Here is a 16,051-nt window from a genome sequence, read left to right on the forward strand (position 1 = left end):
ATTGCCGCGTTTTTCTATTACACCTTTCGAAAGATTTGTGGATGCTGGTCGATGTTTGATTATTTTCGTTACGTTGACGGGGTGTAATTAAAACATGCGCAAGAACACTCGCATGCCTTCACATGGCAAAGGACGCTTATCTGTAATCACGGTTTTGACCCTGCTAAATGGGTGTGCGCCTCAATCTTATCAGCCCATCCTGCCGCCGGCCTATATGCAGGATTTTAATGAGTCCGATCGTGATGTAGCGCCCGATCCGGAGCCGGAACCGGAACTGCAAGCAGAAACGGCTTCGGCCGAAGAGAAAAAGCCGCCTTCACCCACAACGCAGGCCAGGGAATTCAATTTAAATCAGATCATCCAGACCGCCTTAAAAGCCGATCCGGTCATTCAGTCCGCCTTTGAAAACATCACGCAGGCCGAAGCCGATTTGATAACGGCAGGCCTCCTGCCAAACCCGGATGTTTCGGTCAGCGGTTCGTTGATCCCATTGGATCGAACCTTTACCGTGAACCGGCAAGGCGGCCCGCCGCAATTTGATGCGGGGATTTCGATGCCGATCGATTGGTTTTTATTCGGCAAACGCGCCGCTGCGATCGTTTCCGGTCAGCACGGGGTCGATGTGGCGACGGCCGATTTCGCGAATACGATCAGGCTCAGAATAGCGTCCGCGATCGCCGCCTTTTATTCGGTGCTGGAAGCCCAGGCGATGTTGGCGCTGGCGCAGGAAAATAATGCCAATCTGACCAAGGTAGAACAGATCATTCTGAATCGCGTGGCGCTCGGCGGCGTCGGCACGATCGAGGCGGACAGGATCCGCTTGTCCATTTTCAGCAGCCACCGTGATGTGCATGCGCGCGAGCTCGAGTTGAATGTCGCGATCAATCAGCTGCGTTCTTTGCTCGGAATCGTTGAAAATGTGCCGATCAAAGTGAAGGGTTCACTGGAGATCGCAGCGCCGGCAGAGCCGCTGCAGATCGACACCGCATTCAAACTGGCCGAGGAAAACCGGCCGGATCTATTGTCATTGCAAAGGCAACTCGCCAAGGCGAATGCCGATATTGCGCTCGAGGAAAGTAAAGCCTATCCGCAAGTCGTGCCGAAAATCGGTTATACCCGGCAGTTTCAAGAACAGGCGATCGGTTATCCCGATGCAAATTCCTGGGGCGCAGGTGTCGATATTGTCGTGCCGCTTTTCGACCGCAATCAGGGCAATATTGCGAAGGCAAAATCGGTGTTGGTTCAGTCCCGGGCGAATCTGCAGGCGCAATTGACCACGCTGCGCAGCGAAATCGATCAGGGGGTCAATGCCTTTGCTTCCGCGCATCAGGTCCTGGTCAATGACGATCCCGGCCAATTGGAAGCCGCGAAAAACGTGCGTGACAAAATCAATCAGGCCTATGAATTGGGCGGCAAAACGCTGATCGAGGTACTGGATGCGCAGCGAATCTACCTTGAAACCTACCGTTTGCACATCACCAGCCGCTCCAATTACTGGCACTCCCTGTATCAACTCAATGCGGCTATCGGCAAAGAAGTCTTGCGATGAACCATCATTTATTTTCATTTTCCGGCAGGAACATGCGTTTTCATGTCGGCTGCGTCGTTGTTGCCGCCGTTATTTTGTTCGTGTTGATTTCATGGCAGCCCGGCCAGGCTCAGCAAAACATCGTTGATAATACGGCGGTCGTAAAACTGATCGGACCAAGGACGGTCGGCGTAAAAGCGGGCAGCCTGCTTGAGCAAAAGCTGGATATTTCGATCGTCCCAAAAGAGCAAATCACCACGCCGCTATTGCTGGCGACGGGATCGGTCGTAGCGCATTTGGCGCCGGGTTCCAATCCGAGCGAAGACCGTTGGCAGTTCAACAGCATCGAGCTTTCCGGGGCGTATGCCGACTGGCAGCGGGCGCGCGCGGAAAAAGAATTTAACGTCAAGCGCCTGGCCAAAATTCGCGAGTTGACCGCCTCGCAGACGCAATCGCAAAAACTGGTGGTTGATCGGCTGCGCAAGCTGGTTGCAACCGGGACCGAGGCGATCCGGGATCTGACCGCCGCGGAAGCGAACCTTTTGCAAGTCCAGCTTGAAGGTCAGAAAGCGGTGTATGAGGCCGAAACGGCCTTGACGGTCGCGACGCGCAATCGCGCCGCACTGGAAAGAACCTTGTTACAGGATGGCGTCGACCCTGCGTTGCTGGAAAATGCGACGTCCGGTACTTCCCTGATCAAGGCGGACGTACCCGAATTAAAAATCAGCCTGGTCTCGGTCGGGCAGTCCTGCGTGACCAAATTTTATGGCTTGCCGGGACAAACCTTTATCGGCAAGGTCAAGAGTCTGGCGCCGGCCTTGTCGGCTGAACAGCATACCCTGCGGGTCTTCTTTGAGTTGCCGGATGTGAATAACAAATTCAAACCGGGAATGTATGCCGAAATCGGCCTCGGCACCGATCCCAGGATGGCGATCCTGGTGCCGTCGGATGCGGTCTTGCACAGCAGGAATGCCGATTTTGTGTTTATCGGCGACGGTCCGGGATTATGGAATATTACCGAAGTGCAAGTCGGTGAAAGCATCGGCGATCGGGTCGAAATTCTGCAAGGCCTGCAAGGCGGCGAAAAAATCATCGGCAATGGCGCGATCCTGTTGAAACCGATGCTGGTGCAGGCGCTGCTGAATGAAGAGGTGGTCAAGGAGATGCAACCCGAGGGCGTTGCGAAATGATCCCGCAACTCTTGAATAATGCGATGCACCATCGTTTGATCGTGCTGGGCATCGCGGTGATCATCACACTGTTGGGGCTGTGGTCGTTTTCACGGATGCAGATCGATGCCTATCCGGATATTTCCGCGCAGATGGTGCAGGTGATCACGACCTATCCGGGACGGGCTCCCGAAGAAGTCGAGCGCCAGGTCACGGTGCCGATCGAGATTCAGATGCGCAACGTGCCGCGGGTCGATACGATACGTTCGCGGACCATCTTCGGCCTCTCGGTCGTGCAGCTGATCTTTGAAGAAGGCGTCGAGGGCTACTGGGCGAGGCAGCGAGTACAGGAGAAGCTGACCGGCCTCGATTTGCCCGACGGCGCATCGGCCGAATTGGGGCCCTTGGCGACCGCTTACGGGGAAATCCTGCGCTATGAGCTGGTCTCGGACGGCCGCTACGATTTGATCGAACTGCGCTCGATCAACGATTGGGTCGTGATACCGCATTTGTTGCGCGCCTCCGGCGTTGCCGACGTGAGTAATTTCGGCGGCTACGAAAAGCAATACGCGGTGCTGATGAATCCGGCGCAATTGCAGCGCTTCGGCTTGTCGCTGAACGATGTGGTGGACGCGATCCAGACCAACAACGAAAGCGCGGGCGGCAGTGTGCTGTCCCGAGGCAGCATGTCTTTCGTGATCCGGGGGCGCGGGGCGCTGCAAAGCGTCGAGGAAATCGGCAACATCTTCATCAAATCGCATGGCGGCACGCCGATTTATGTGCGCGATGTTGCGGATGTCGAAATCGATTCGAAAGTGCCTTCCGGTATTTTAAGCAAGGATCGCAACGATGCGACGATCGAAGGCATCGTGCTGATGCGCCGAGGCGAAAATCCTTCGGGCGTTCTGGATAACGTCAAGGACGTTATCGCCGAGCTGAACAAGGTCGATTTGCCCCAGGGTGTGCGTGTCGAGCCTTTTTATGACCGTTCGATGCTGGTCGACAACACGCTGCATACGGTCAGCCACAGCGTATTGCTCGGTATTTCTCTGGTGACGCTGGTGCTGCTGTTCTTTTTGGGGCGTCCTTCATTGGCTTTGATGGTCGCCTTGACGATCCCATTTTCGCTGTTGTTTGCGTTGGTGCTGATGAACGCGATCGGGATTCCGATCGGCTTGCTGTCGATTGGCGCGATCGATTTCGGCATCATCGTGGACGGCGCGGTGATCATGGCCGAAAACATTGCCCATCGCCTGGATCGGGCGTCGCAACAAAAAAGCCAGACCGGCGCCGCTAAAACGGTGTTGGATGCTTCATTGGAAGTCGAGCGTCCGGTTTTTTTCTCGATCTTGATGATCGTCGGCGCCTTTTTGCCTCTGCTGACGCTGACGCATATCGAAGGTTTGCTGTTTCGACCGATGGCGTTGACGATATTGTTTGCCTTGTTCGGCGCGATGCTGTTTGCCATTTTCGTGGTGCCGGCCTTGGCCAGCATTTTATATCGGCATGGCTACAAGGATTGGGAAAACCCGGTTTTGAAGTGGCTTTACCCGCGCTACTCCGTCTTGCTTAAAACCTTGATGCGCCATCGCTGGCGTACGGTCATGTTCTCAGTTGCTGTGCTGATCGCCAGCCTGCTGTCGATCGTGCCGCGCCTCGGCACCGAGTTTTTGCCTTACATGGACGAAGGCGTCGCGTGGGTGCGCGCGAATTTCCCGGAAGGCACGGCTTTGGAGCAAACCTCCAAATTCGGTCAGCGTCTTCGGCAAATTGCGCTGGAATTTCCCGACATCGATTTCATCGTGGTGCAGGCAGGGCGCAGCGATAGCGGCACCGACCCTTTCCCGCCCAGCCGGATCGAAATGCTGATCAGCCCGAAGCCGCGCGATCAATGGACGCAATTTTCCCGCAAGCAGGAACTGCTCGCCGCGTTGGGAGCCCGCTTTCGCGAAGAGTTTCCGACCACTCGCTTCAACTTTACCCAGCCGATCATCGATAGCGTGACCGAGGATGCAAACGGCACCTCCGCGAACTTGGCCGTGGAGTTTTCGGGCGCCGATTCGGAGGTATTGCTGCGTCTGGGGCAGAAGACAAAGGAACTGCTGACGAAAGTGCAGGGCGCGGAGGACGTCAGCATCGAACAGGAAGGACCGCAACCGCAATTGGTGATCAAACCGGATCGTTTTCTTTGTGCGCGCTACAACATCAACGTTGAGGAAGTCAATCAGTTGATCGACGTCGCGATCGGCGGCTCGCCGATCGGACATTTGTTCGAGGGGGAACGCCGTATCGACATCGTCGCCCGCTTCGCGAAGGAATATTTGAGCTCGCCTGCCGCGATCGGTCGGCTGCCTGTTTACAACGCGGAAGGCATACCGATTCCTTTGGCGCAGGTCGCCCATATCGACATCGTCGACGGGCAGACGATCATCGCCCGCGGCGACGGCCGTCGCCGGCTGACCGTACGCACCGACATCGTGAACCGCGATCAGGGCGGTTTCGCCGAAGAGGCGCAACGTCTTTTCGAAAAGGAAATCACGGTGCCGGCCGGTTACCGGGTGGCCTGGCTAGGCATGTTTGAAAATCTGGAGCGCGCCGGGCAGCATTTCGCCATTCTGGTACCGATGAGCATCGGCGTGATCTTCTTGCTGTTGTTGGCGACTTTCGGCTCGCTGCGCGCGGCGTTGATCCTGCTGTTCGCGATTCCTTTCGCGTTTGTCGGCGGGGTGGTGGCGCTCTATCTGCGCGACATGCACATGAATGTGTCTTCCGGCGTCGGCTTCGCGGCGGTCTTCGGCGTTTCGATCATGAACGGTGTGCTGATCGTGCGCACGATCACCGAATTGCGGATGAACGGAACCGCGCTGGAAGCCGCGATCGTGCAGGGTTCGGTACGTTGTGTCCGGCCGATTTTGATTGCCTCGCTGGTCGCTATTCTGGGATTGGTGCCGGCATCGTTGGCGACTGGGCTGGGTTCGGATGTCCAGCGGCCTTTGGCGACCGTGATCGTGTGGGGGCTTTTCAGCGCCACGGTCATGACCATTTTACTGGTGCCTGTTCTCTACCGGTTATTTGAGCCGCCGATCAGTTTGCCCAGCGAGGAAGAACTGGAATTGGATCAAGATTAAATTCTGATCAGCCGGGTGTTTAAAACCCGGCTGATCAAAGGCAGCTAAATCAGTTCTCGCCTGATCCCTCATTATGCGCATAGCGCTGTATTTTCGGCAGTCGAAAGGCCAAAGACAGGCGGTCTAAAAAAGCTCAAAGCCTATTTTCCGAGCCATGCGGGGCTTTTATCGGCGCCGCATTCCATTCGCCAGGATCACGCACCTGCCAATCGACCTGGCGCTTTCCGGCCTCATCGGCCAAGCGCTCGGTCTCTCCATTCATACGTCGAGCCGGCCGACCGTATCGCTATTTTCTTGTAGACCGCATTTCTCTCGTTCAAATCATGCCGGCGTCTGCCGGCTCAATCAGCGCTTGTTGAATTAGCAACGCCTGCTGCTGCTTCGATGTTTGTCGAGCAACGTCAATCAAGCCTGAGTTTGGATGCTACTCCCCGGCGTGCGACCTCACAGGGTACGCGAGACCGTCACTGCCATTAAGTTAAGCCGTTCGCTGAGCGAAGTCGAAGCGATTTGTTGGCTTCGGCTCCGCTCAGCCAACGATAAGTTATGCGAGGAAAACCTTAACTTAATGGCAGTGACGCGAGACCGTACATCGTGCAATCGAAATGCCAGCGGAGCAAGCATTGATTGCTGGAATATCAGCACAAAGTGCTGGTTTGGTGTTGAAATACCAGCAGTTTGGGCTTAAATAACACTTAAGAATATTAGAAGATCATAATAAAACAATTGGTTAAAGTATGGCATGGAACTTGCGATATTAGTTTTGCGAACTTGCGCACGGACAACAAGGTTTTCGGCCGCTTTGAGAGGGGCTGCCAGGAATCGGGTCAGGAAGACCCTCGAAAAACAATAAAAGTACCAATGTCTCAATAACTAAGGATGTAACTATGAATAAGCTTACCATCAAGCGTAGGCCGCGAGCGGCTAAATTCCCGCTCGCGGCCGGATTGCTGGCCTTGTCGCTGGCCGGATACGGCAGCGCCCAGGCCGGACTTCTGGGAGGTCTGGTCGGTCCTGACTTGACTCAGCAAGTAACCGGCGGCTTGCAGCGCGCTCCTGAAGCCATCAGCAAAACGACAGGCAAAGTCATTCCGAATGGCACTGTCTTATTGGCATGGACCGGTGACGATATTCTGGACGATCAGAATGCCGATTCCGATTTCCTGACCGTCATCGACGCGGAACCCGATTCGACAACCTACGGCAAGGTGATCTGGACCGCGAACCTGCCGTCTATCCTCGGTGCGAACAAGCCGGGTACCGCGTTGCTGCATACTTCGGACATTCACAACGAGCCGCATCACAACAGCGCCTATACCACCTATATCGATCCGGTCAGCAAAAAGAAATATCTGTTCGCCGGCGGTCTGATCAGCGGCAATATTTTCCGTTTTGATATCACCGACGTGCGCAAGATTCCAAAGGCGGAAATCGCCGTTTGCGGTCTCGAACTGTTGAAGTCCTCGCTGACCGACGATTTCGTGGTCCTGCCGAATGGCCACATTGCGGCCACCTTCATGGGCGGCACCGCTTATTACGGGCCCGGCACGGTGGTCGAATTCCATCCTTTGCGTAAGGGTGTGTGCGCGGGCGGCCTGCCTTATCTGCCAATCCCTCTGGTCGGCGATATTTTGCAGAACGACAAGCAATACCTTAGCGAAAACTCCGCCGTGCTCTTGAACTCCGGCGTGACCCGTTATACGCCGCAACATTTGACCGGCATCTCGGACGCGGGGCTGGAAGCCTATCCGCACGGCATGCAGTTGACCTATAACGGCAATTACTTGGTCACCTCCGACTATGCCAACCCGTTGGTTTTGGGTGCCGGCGACCCGATCGCGAATCTGTTCAGCGATTATTTCACCTATAATCCGCTGCCGACCGATCTGACCAGCCTGCGCCAGTTCGGCACCACCGTACGGGTATGGCGAGCCAATGATCTGAAGAAGGGGCCGATCAGCGTCAGCCAGGTGCCGGATGGTCCGCGGATAGAGGATGTCTATTTGCACGAAGAACCGGAAGGCTTGATGGGCTTGGCGCTGCCGCACAGCAAGGGCCATACCGATCCGCAAACCGGCCAACTGGTGCCGCATAACGGCGCTTTCGCGGCCAGTATGTGCGGCGGCACGTTGTATTACACCTCCAATATTCTCGCGCCACAGACCGCCAATAACGGTCAGGGTCCGGAATGGAAATCGGTTTATGACGTAGGTCCTTGCACCGGCGTTTCCTATTTTGCGATCAGCGACGACGACAAATATCTGTTCCTGCCGATCGCCGGCGAAAACAGCCCGGGCGACCATGTTTATGAACGCGATTATCCGGGCGAACACGATCGCCGCGTGTTGTCGCTCGATATTCGTCCTTTGCTCGCGAAAGGAACCGATCCTATCGATTGCGATTTCCCGGCAGCCGATTCGAGCCGCCCCGGCAATTCCACGCTGGGCTTGCCGATCGCAGGAAACGCTCTGAACAATCGGGTGCATAACAACGGCGCGCAGGATTGCCCGGTTGTGGTCGGACAAGTGACCGCGAATTCTCCGGAAAACTATGCCTCTCACGGCGGCCCGCATTTCGTCGGCATCGACCGCGCAGGCGCCACCGGTTCATCGGCGAGCAGTGCGTTGCAGCCAGGCAAGCGTCTCGTTTTCATCAATTACTTCGTCGACTTGAACCATATGGGGCTTCTGGGCACCGGCTCCGGCGGAGACAGAAAAATCTATGTGGCGAAAATCAATGCCGACGGCTCTCTGCAATACGACACGAACTTCAAGGATGAGCTGACCGGTGAATTGGGTATTGCATTGACCGGCCCGCAGCGCTCGGAATTCGATTGGCCGAATCGCGGCGTCACCGGCTCGGCGCGTCCGCACGGTGCGATTTTCGAGAAGAACGGCCTGAAACTGAAAGGGCCTGAGCACTACCAAAATTAGCCGTGACTGCCCGGCGCGGTTAACGCCGCGCCGGGGTTTAAGCTGAAATTTTGTATCAGGCAGCGCTCGATGTCTGCGAGTCGTATCCGGATGCGGATCTTTCCCGGTCAATTGACCGCTGCCTCTTTTTAAGACAATCCTGATCAAAGCAATCGCTACCATGTCAACAATCAACAAAAAACACACGCTGCTGGCCTCCGCTTTCGGTTTATCCGTCGCCCTGGGCGTGTCGGCCGCCGAACAACCGCAACAAGACGCACAGGCCCCCGCCATCAGTCAGTCGGAGATAGACTACGTCGTGAAACGGCGCGCCGCGCAAGGCGTGACGCTGACCGACGAGATCAAGCAGGACATCAAGGAAGATCTGGTCAGCCAGTCGCTGCTGGCGGACCAGGCGCTCAGGAAACAACTGGACAAGAATCCCGAAGTCGAAGCGCACCTGCAACTGGACCGGCTGGCCATCCTTTCGAAGGCTTACCTGGACGCCTATTTCAAGGAGCATCCGGTGACTGACGACAGCATTCGCAGCGACTACGAAAGCAAAAGAACGTCCGGAAAATTTCTCGAATACAAGATACGCCAGATCGTGGTGCCCGATAAAGCCGGAGCCGAGGACATCATCAAACAAATCAAGTCCGGCGCTGATTTCTCCGAGCTGGCCAAACATAAATCCCATGACCCCGGAGCCGAACATCACGGCGGCAGTATCGGCTGGTTCCGTCCTGACATCTTCATCGATGAGGCCTTCGCCGGCGCCGTTACGCAACTGAAGAAAGGCGAACTCACCGCCGAGCCGGTCAAGACCCGATACGGCTGGAACATCATCATACTCGATGACGGCCCGCGCAAGGTGACCGACGCCCAGCCTTATGACCATACCAATATCAAGCTGCGCGGCGTTCTGCGCGAAAAGGCGGAGAAGAAGCAAGTCGAAAAACTGCTCGCCGAATTGAAAGGCGCATCGAATGTCGTCGCGATTACCGATTCGAACAGCAAAACACGGTAACTGCAAATGATTTACAAAACACTATTCGGCGCCGCCATGCTTGGCCTGGCAGGCTCGGTATGCGCGGCGCCGGTGCTGATCTCGCCCGAGTGGGGTGCCGAGGCGTGCCAAGCCTGGAATGCCGACGCGGTGCTGACACAAAAACTGGTCGAGTCCGGATGGGTAAAAAACGATGCAGGACGCGGTTTCAAGGTAATCCAGTTTTACCGCGAGGACTGCGGCGACAAGCCGACGGCCGAATTGCGGATTGCGCTGCAAGGTAATCTTGCCCGCTGCGTGTCTGGCGGCAAAGCCGAGACGCAAGCATTAGCGTCGGGCGCCGATTATGTGATGAGCGCCGAGACCGACAGTTGGGTCGAGATGGGGCGCGGCGACTACGGCCCGATGCGCGCGATGATCTCAGGCAGCCTGGGTTTCGATGGGCCGATGGGCGAAGCGATGGGCAACATGAAGCCTTTCGAGAGTTTCCTGTTGTTGGTAGGCAAAGTGCCGGCCGACACTCAGCAATGCCCGGATCAGCCTGGCAAGCTCTCTGCCAGCGCGCCTTAAGGCCAAATGCCACGGTTTGACAAATATTTAGGAGAACTAAGCAATGAATACAAAAAACAGGTATCTGGCCGTCGCGGCGACGGCCTTATTGGGCGGCTTGCCGGCCATCGCGGGGGCGACCAACGGCTATTTTGCGCACGGCTACGGCGCCCGCAGCAAAGCCTTGGCCGGCGCCAGCACCGCGCGGCCACTGGATTCGTTCGCGGCCGCGGTCAATCCGGCCAGTATCGCCTATATCGGCGACCGGCTGGATGCGGAAATCGAGCTGTTCAGTCCGCGCCGCCAATACACCGTCGATGGCACGCCGACCTTGGCGCCCGGCGCGTTCCCGTTGAATTCCGGCACCTACCAGAGTGACAGCGAATGGTTTCCGGTGCCGGCCATCGGCTGGAACCACAGGATCGATGCGGAGCAGGCGGTCGGCGTGACGCTGTATGGCAACGGCGGCATGAATACCGATTATGTCGCCACGCCGAATCCTTTATGCCCCTTCCCGGGCGGCAGCGGCACGTTCTGCGCCGGCACCACCGGCATTGATAAGGCACAGGCGTTCATCGTGCCGAGTTATGCACACAGCTTTGGCGATGGCCGATTTTCGTTCGGTATCGCGCCTATATTTGCGATCCAGCGTTTCAAGGCGCGCGGCCTGAATGCGTTCGCGCCGTTTTCGAGCGATCCGGAGCATGTGTCTAACCAGGGCTATGATTATTCCTTCGGCGGCGGCGTCAGGGTCGGAGGCTTGGTCGAGGTGATTCCGGGCGTCAGATTCGGGGCTTCGTATAAAAGCCGCATCACGATGTCCAAATTAGACGACTATGCAGGGCTGTTCGCGGAGCAGGGGAGCTTTGATATTCCCGAAAGCTTCAATTTCGGTCTGGCCTGGGATATCAATAAAGAGATAACGACGTCCTTTGATGTCGAGCACATCCGGTACAGCCAAATCGATTCGGTCGGCAACCCGATGTTTCCGAATCTGATGACGAAGAGGCTCGGCGAGGATGGCGGCCCCGGTTTCGGCTGGAAGGACATGACCATCTTCAAACTCGGCGCCGAATGGCGGCCGAACAAGCGTTGGACCTGGCGCGCGGGCGTCAGCTATGGGGCGCAGCCGATTCCAAAGTCCGAAGTGTTGTTCAATGTGCTGGCGCCGGGCGTGCAGGAATACCACTTGACGACCGGATTCAGCCGCGCGATCGGCGACAAGGACGAAGTGAATTTTGCGTTCATGTATTCGCCGAGCAACTCGGTCAAAGGACCCAACCCGCTGAGTCCAAAGCAGAACATCGAACTGGAAATGGATCAGTACTCGTTCCAACTGGGCTGGTCCAAAAAGTTTGAATAACGTTAGGACGGCATTTCGGGCATAGCCGGGGGCTTATGTCTCCCGGCGGGTACTGGCCAAGGATGGCGGCAGTGCTTTTTGGCGAGGCTTTTGCCGATGTGGTAATTTTTGAGAAGGAATGTAACTGTCGTCGGTAACATGCCGCAGGCTGAGCGGAGTCGAAGCCAACGGCATCGCCGTAGTGAACCTCCCGGAATTGGGAAGTCGGTAGGGAGGTGATTTAACTCTGGTCCCTCATCAAGCGCACAGCGCCGTATTTTCGGCAGGCGCATGGTCAAAAGACGGGGTGCCGTAGAACTCGCCTTCGACCAGTTCAAAGCCTGCGTTCTGCGCCAAGGCGCTGCTTTTTATCTGCGTCACATTCGCCAGGATGCTGCGCCCGCCGATCGACCGCACCAGCGCATTCCATTGCCGCAGTTTTTCGGCAGCCCTGACGTCGCGGATCGTGTCCAGCGAGTTGGCTGCCAAACTGACATAATTCGGCTCCAAGGCCTGAATCAACTGATCGGCGTGTTGACCCAGCGCGGCATAATCGAACTTCAGCGCGATTTGATAGCCGCGGCGCCGGTAATTCTCCAGTCCCTGGTTCAACTGTTGCTGAAAACGCGCATAGGCCGGATTGACGGGCACCGTGATCGCGACGTTCCGAGTCTCCAGTCCGCAGCGCACGATGATTTCTTCGAAATAAACGCCGTGATTCTCCTTCACGCCGAGGATATGCCGGGGATCGACGTCCAGAAACAGCGTATCGGTTTCCGCTTGCGTCGGCAGTAATAAATAATTCAGCATGTGCACGGTTCTCGACAGGCGGTCGAAGCTTAGAATCGACAGCGTGTCGATCGAAGGCGTCAAAGGATGATTCAGCAAATGCTCGATGTCATCCCGGTACAACGGTTCCGCCGGGCTATTGGTCAGCTGCTGTTTGGCCGTATATCCCGCGATCTGCGACGGATCTTCGGTCAACCGAACCGGCGACAAGATGCTGCCGATCTGTATCGGTCCATACAGTCCATGAACGACGCCGTTTTTGAAGACGAACGGTCCGGAACTGCCGGGGTCGTTAAATCCTAAGCGATAGTTGAAGTGTTCGACTAACTGCTGTAAAGGCATGGTATTTAAGTCCTTGACGAAACAATAGCAGGGAAAATACCCCAATGATTGACGATAACGAATAGGTTAAGGGATAAGGCAGGCGAAAGGAAACGATAGTTTTAGAATCCCATATCTCAATCGATGATAGGCGGCGAGCAGGACGTCGATTTTGATGGGAAGAAAAAACGATCCACAGCCGGCAACTCGGATTGAGAGTTGCCCTCTGCGCATGCGCAGCAATTATTGGGCTCTTACCGCCACCAGATGCACATAGCGCCCCATATCGCGGTAAGTCGGCATCCGGCAATGACGGTATTCCAGTTCGAACAGTTCGGACTGATCGCTGTGTTCGAGCGTTCCCTTGTCAAGATAGTCATGAAACACGCGAATGCCGGTATGGGCCGTGATCTCGAAACCCCATAGCTTCAGATGCTCGATCACTTCATGCGGGTATTGCGGATTCGGCGGCGTCAGTTTGTCGCCCTTGCCGAGATAGCTGTCGCTCAGCAGGTGTTGCCAGCGCCAGCCGCCTTTCAGCGCATTGGTATAAACCATCGCGTTCCGATTATAGAACAGCAGCGACAAGGTGCCGCCCGGTTTGACCCGGTCCGCGATGATTTGCAGCGTCGGTATCGGTTCCGCCAGCCACTCCAGTACCGCATGGCACAATACCAGATCAAATGGGGGCAGGTGGGGCGCCAGGTCTTGCGCGGCCTGATGGTGAAATTCGGCAGGCTGGCCATGTTTTTGGAAGAGCTGCCTGGCGCGCGCCAGCATTTTTTCGGACAGGTCGCACAGCGTAAGCCGATGTCCCTTTTCCGCCAGCCCCAGGCTGATTTGCGCAAAGCCGCAGCCGGCATCCCAAACGGTCAGCGGCGCCGGGCTCCGGTAAAAAACGTCCAGATCCTCCCTCAGCAACTTCAGCCGCCAATCGCCCTTCGCGGTCGCATAGACTTTTTTTTCGAATCTTTCGATCAGGTGGTCGAAATTTTTATCCTGTTTTGATTTCATTTTACTCAGTAAAAACCCAGCGTCGCGCACCGCTGTTAAAGCCTGCTAATCCAGTAAAGAGGGCGCCGGCGATGATGTGCAAGCGCAAGAATTTGAATGTTGCCGTCAACCTCTCGAAAAATAACATGGAAAGGAAAACCCTGAACCCTTGCTCTGCGAATGTCCGGCGGAACCTCGGTGTGATGGCGAGCAGGCATTTCACAGATACTGGCAATGACGGTTTTAACCGCTTCATGGAAGCGTGCCCCAAGTTCCGTACGCAGTGACTTATAGAATGCAACATGTTCTGCATATTCCGCAGCGGCTTCGGGATGGAAGCTGTAGATCATTTCAAAATGGCTTGGATTTTGCGTTCAACTTCCTCGGCAGAAACCAGCTGAACAGTTCCATTGTCGATTTCAGCGGCTCGACGTTGCGCTTCTATGAGCCAGAGTTTTGCGATTTCTTTGTCCGACAAGGCGTCCAAACTCGAAAGCAGTGTTTCGGCGAGCCGAGCCCTGTCTTCAATCGGCAGGCGTAAAGCCTCTTGTTCAATCGCTTGGATGTTCATAAATTAAAAACCCTAATGAGCTAATTTTTCGGTCTTTGAGTGATCGGATGGTGGAAATATAACCATTGCTTTATCCATTTTACCAGACCCATTTGCCGGGGGCGGTGTTCCTCATAAAGTTAACCCCGCGAATCCGCAAATGACGTTAGCTGATCCGCCTTACGGATTATTATCAGGCACGGTGGGCCAGGCGGCACTGAAAATTTTCCAATAAAGCGGGAACAATCCAGAAACGACACTTTCCTAAGCAAGAGGTAGTTTTAGCGGCAGGGATAAAAAGGGACCAGATTATTGCCTCGTTATCCAGCAGATTTGCTTGTTTGGCAGGAAATGAAGTAAATATGTCATTGATACAAAATATCAGGAGAGTATATTGGTGCCTGCCATTAATTCTTTTCAGAAAGAACAGGAATTTGACGGTTGATGAGCTTATCCACAATAGCACCAGTCAGTTCCCGTGGTTTAGGTGAAATTTTTACTAAACAACCCGAGGCATTAACCCATGAAAACAACAGATGAATACAGTCACCTGGTGGACGAATATGTTGAACGGAGCGCCAAAATCGATAAATTGGTAGAGAAATCCCGGCAAGGTGAAGATGTGGATCAAGAACTCGAAGCGTTGCGCGCCAAACAGCAAGAAGCCAATCAAATATTACAAAAATTAGAAGTGTCCAGCAGCACTATTTGGGAAAATATCGGAAACGGCGGCTAAACTCTCAAGGGGTTGGTGCGCCGGCGGCATCGTCAAAACGTTGGGGACGGGGTTTGCAACGCCGCCCTGCCCGGACCTACAAGGCGATTGACAATGCTTATCTGCCTCGGTATTTTATCGTTAATGAAGGCCGTTTTTTCCCCTTCTCCTAGACTACAGAGGATTCCGCCATGGGCTACGACCGGACCTACTCCCGAGAAGAGATCCACCAGATGCTATATCTCAGCGAGCGCCGGTTGCGACCGACGGCGCCTGCTGCATCGGCACATGAAGGACATGCCATCAGCAGGCATACCGAGCAGCGGGAGAATCCTTTCGATCGGCGGCAGATTCGCCAGGACTCGACTTTCTCCAGCCGCAAGCACCTTATCCTGGCAACGGAGGAGGCTCTGCATTCAACCCAAGGCCAGCAGGAATTGAGAAAGCTGAATGCCCACGGCACCCACACATGCAAGATCGCGTTCCAGCTCGTGGCGACCCAAGGCAAGATTCTCGCCGACGTCGTGCTCAATCCGATGGCAACCGTGGGCAACCAGCAGGTTCCCGCACAGGGTCCGGCGCTCTATCTGCAGAAACTCCCCGTCGACTCGATCATCCTGATCATCGACAAATTGGCGCCCTCCGAGTCCTGGGCACCGCTACACATTCAGACAGCCTATCCGAACCAGGTGGTCATGACTACCTAGCGAGCCGTGATCGTCAAACGCCAATGATCTTAAATAAGAGAGGGCTCCGGATGCGGCTCAGCAGTTGTGAAAGCTCTATAGGGTATGCACCGCGCACCATTCAATAAATCCGAATGCCGTAATATTTGGGTTATTTACAGCATTTCGGCGGGGAATCTATTCAAATTGCCAAGGTTTCTGCGCGATATCACCGAAGACACTCCCCTCAAAATGACCGTGGGCGACTATGCATTTGAATCTTACTTAGACGGCGCTGGCCCTGGCTGGCTTTGCCGCCTACAGAAGTAATGGTAAATGCCGTTTTTGCAAATCGATTGCAGGAACCAACCCGCTCTTCAGCCT

Annotated in this window: 14 protein-coding genes; 9 read left to right on the forward strand and 5 right to left on the reverse strand. The window is 55.4% G+C overall.

Features of this window, described 5'->3' with window-relative positions; translation table 11 throughout:
• Positions 1 to 214: 214 nt before the first annotated feature.
• The 3 genes from METLA_RS0115885 to METLA_RS0115895 are packed head-to-tail and all read left to right on the forward strand — an operon-like array spanning position 215 to position 5,825.
• Positions 215 to 1,549 carry a TolC family protein gene (locus METLA_RS0115885; protein WP_024299489.1) on the forward strand — a complete coding sequence of 445 codons (1,335 nt, stop codon included), beginning with the start codon at positions 215 to 217 and terminating at the stop codon, positions 1,547 to 1,549.
• A complete protein-coding gene (locus tag METLA_RS0115890; RefSeq protein WP_024299490.1) occupies positions 1,546 to 2,718 on the forward strand; it encodes an efflux RND transporter periplasmic adaptor subunit in 1,173 nt (390 codons plus the stop codon). Before METLA_RS0115885 ends, METLA_RS0115890 begins: the two co-directional genes overlap by 4 nt.
• Positions 2,715 to 5,825: an efflux RND transporter permease subunit gene (locus METLA_RS0115895; protein ID WP_024299491.1), complete on the forward strand. Its 3,111-nt coding sequence runs from the start codon at positions 2,715 to 2,717 to the stop codon at positions 5,823 to 5,825. The genes METLA_RS0115890 and METLA_RS0115895 overlap by 4 nt, the downstream gene beginning before the upstream one ends.
• Positions 5,826 to 5,958: 133 nt before the next feature.
• Here the strand turns inward: METLA_RS0115895 and METLA_RS23775 are convergent, their stop codons facing one another.
• Positions 5,959 to 6,087, reverse strand: coding sequence for a hypothetical protein (locus tag METLA_RS23775; RefSeq protein ID WP_281171957.1), 129 nt, complete (start codon positions 6,085 to 6,087; stop codon positions 5,959 to 5,961).
• A gap of 625 nt (positions 6,088 to 6,712) precedes the next feature.
• Between METLA_RS23775 and METLA_RS0115905 the strand changes: the two genes are divergently transcribed.
• The 4 genes from METLA_RS0115905 to METLA_RS0115920 all read left to right on the forward strand — a co-directional run bounded on the left by METLA_RS0115905 (position 6,713) and on the right by METLA_RS0115920 (position 11,655).
• Positions 6,713 to 8,758 (forward strand): selenium-binding protein SBP56-related protein, encoded by a 2,046-nt coding sequence (locus tag METLA_RS0115905; RefSeq protein ID WP_024299492.1) that lies wholly within the window; start codon positions 6,713 to 6,715, stop codon positions 8,756 to 8,758.
• Between the two features lie 160 nt (positions 8,759 to 8,918).
• On the forward strand, positions 8,919 to 9,764 hold the full coding sequence (locus METLA_RS0115910; protein WP_024299493.1) for a peptidylprolyl isomerase: 846 nt from the start codon (positions 8,919 to 8,921) through the stop codon (positions 9,762 to 9,764).
• A 6-nt stretch (positions 9,765 to 9,770) separates the two neighbouring features.
• Complete coding sequence (locus METLA_RS0115915) at positions 9,771 to 10,313, forward strand: SCP2 sterol-binding domain-containing protein (RefSeq protein WP_024299494.1); 543 nt, start codon at positions 9,771 to 9,773, stop codon at positions 10,311 to 10,313.
• Between the two features lie 43 nt (positions 10,314 to 10,356).
• A complete protein-coding gene (locus METLA_RS0115920) occupies positions 10,357 to 11,655 on the forward strand; it encodes an OmpP1/FadL family transporter (protein WP_024299495.1) in 1,299 nt (432 codons plus the stop codon).
• A gap of 237 nt (positions 11,656 to 11,892) precedes the next feature.
• Here the strand turns inward: METLA_RS0115920 and METLA_RS0115925 are convergent, their stop codons facing one another.
• From METLA_RS0115925 to METLA_RS0115940, 4 genes are all read right to left on the reverse strand, one after another.
• A complete protein-coding gene (locus METLA_RS0115925; protein WP_024299496.1) occupies positions 11,893 to 12,765 on the reverse strand; it encodes a hypothetical protein in 873 nt (290 codons plus the stop codon).
• Between the two features lie 222 nt (positions 12,766 to 12,987).
• Positions 12,988 to 13,758: a methyltransferase domain-containing protein gene (locus tag METLA_RS0115930; protein WP_024299497.1), complete on the reverse strand. Its 771-nt coding sequence runs from the start codon at positions 13,756 to 13,758 to the stop codon at positions 12,988 to 12,990.
• A gap of 35 nt (positions 13,759 to 13,793) precedes the next feature.
• Entirely contained in the window at positions 13,794 to 14,087 is a 294-nt protein-coding gene (locus tag METLA_RS21020) for a type II toxin-antitoxin system RelE/ParE family toxin (RefSeq protein ID WP_024299498.1), read from the reverse strand.
• Complete coding sequence (locus METLA_RS0115940; protein ID WP_024299499.1) at positions 14,084 to 14,308, reverse strand: addiction module protein; 225 nt, start codon at positions 14,306 to 14,308, stop codon at positions 14,084 to 14,086. The genes METLA_RS21020 and METLA_RS0115940 overlap by 4 nt, the downstream gene beginning before the upstream one ends.
• A gap of 502 nt (positions 14,309 to 14,810) precedes the next feature.
• On the opposite strand from METLA_RS0115940, the gene METLA_RS0115945 reads away from it, so the two are divergent.
• Complete coding sequence (locus METLA_RS0115945) at positions 14,811 to 15,023, forward strand: hypothetical protein (protein ID WP_024299500.1); 213 nt, start codon at positions 14,811 to 14,813, stop codon at positions 15,021 to 15,023.
• A gap of 170 nt (positions 15,024 to 15,193) precedes the next feature.
• Positions 15,194 to 15,709: a hypothetical protein gene (locus METLA_RS0115950; protein WP_024299501.1), complete on the forward strand. Its 516-nt coding sequence runs from the start codon at positions 15,194 to 15,196 to the stop codon at positions 15,707 to 15,709.
• The last annotated feature ends 342 nt before the right edge of the window (positions 15,710 to 16,051 follow it).

Source organism: Methylomicrobium lacus LW14 (assembly GCF_000527095.1).
Lineage (GTDB): Bacteria > Pseudomonadota > Gammaproteobacteria > Methylococcales > Methylomonadaceae > Methylomicrobium > Methylomicrobium lacus.

What these genes read in the sequence shown, in the direction of transcription:
- METLA_RS0115885 (WP_024299489.1), top strand. Translation starts at nt 215, where the DNA reads ATGCAGGATTTTAATGAGTCCGATCGTGATGTAGCGCCCGATCCGGAG.
- METLA_RS0115890 (WP_024299490.1), top strand. Translation starts at nt 1,546, where the DNA reads ATGAACCATCATTTATTTTCATTTTCCGGCAGGAACATGCGTTTTCAT.
- METLA_RS0115895 (WP_024299491.1), top strand. Translation starts at nt 2,715, where the DNA reads ATGATCCCGCAACTCTTGAATAATGCGATGCACCATCGTTTGATCGTG.
- METLA_RS23775 (WP_281171957.1), bottom strand. Translation starts at nt 6,087, where the DNA reads ATGAATGGAGAGACCGAGCGCTTGGCCGATGAGGCCGGAAAGCGCCAG.
- METLA_RS0115905 (WP_024299492.1), top strand. Translation starts at nt 6,713, where the DNA reads ATGAATAAGCTTACCATCAAGCGTAGGCCGCGAGCGGCTAAATTCCCG.
- METLA_RS0115910 (WP_024299493.1), top strand. Translation starts at nt 8,919, where the DNA reads ATGTCAACAATCAACAAAAAACACACGCTGCTGGCCTCCGCTTTCGGT.
- METLA_RS0115915 (WP_024299494.1), top strand. Translation starts at nt 9,771, where the DNA reads ATGATTTACAAAACACTATTCGGCGCCGCCATGCTTGGCCTGGCAGGC.
- METLA_RS0115920 (WP_024299495.1), top strand. Translation starts at nt 10,357, where the DNA reads ATGAATACAAAAAACAGGTATCTGGCCGTCGCGGCGACGGCCTTATTG.
- METLA_RS0115925 (WP_024299496.1), bottom strand. Translation starts at nt 12,765, where the DNA reads ATGCCTTTACAGCAGTTAGTCGAACACTTCAACTATCGCTTAGGATTT.
- METLA_RS0115930 (WP_024299497.1), bottom strand. Translation starts at nt 13,758, where the DNA reads ATGAAATCAAAACAGGATAAAAATTTCGACCACCTGATCGAAAGATTC.
- METLA_RS21020 (WP_024299498.1), bottom strand. Translation starts at nt 14,087, where the DNA reads ATGATCTACAGCTTCCATCCCGAAGCCGCTGCGGAATATGCAGAACAT.
- METLA_RS0115940 (WP_024299499.1), bottom strand. Translation starts at nt 14,308, where the DNA reads ATGAACATCCAAGCGATTGAACAAGAGGCTTTACGCCTGCCGATTGAA.
- METLA_RS0115945 (WP_024299500.1), top strand. Translation starts at nt 14,811, where the DNA reads ATGAAAACAACAGATGAATACAGTCACCTGGTGGACGAATATGTTGAA.
- METLA_RS0115950 (WP_024299501.1), top strand. Translation starts at nt 15,194, where the DNA reads ATGGGCTACGACCGGACCTACTCCCGAGAAGAGATCCACCAGATGCTA.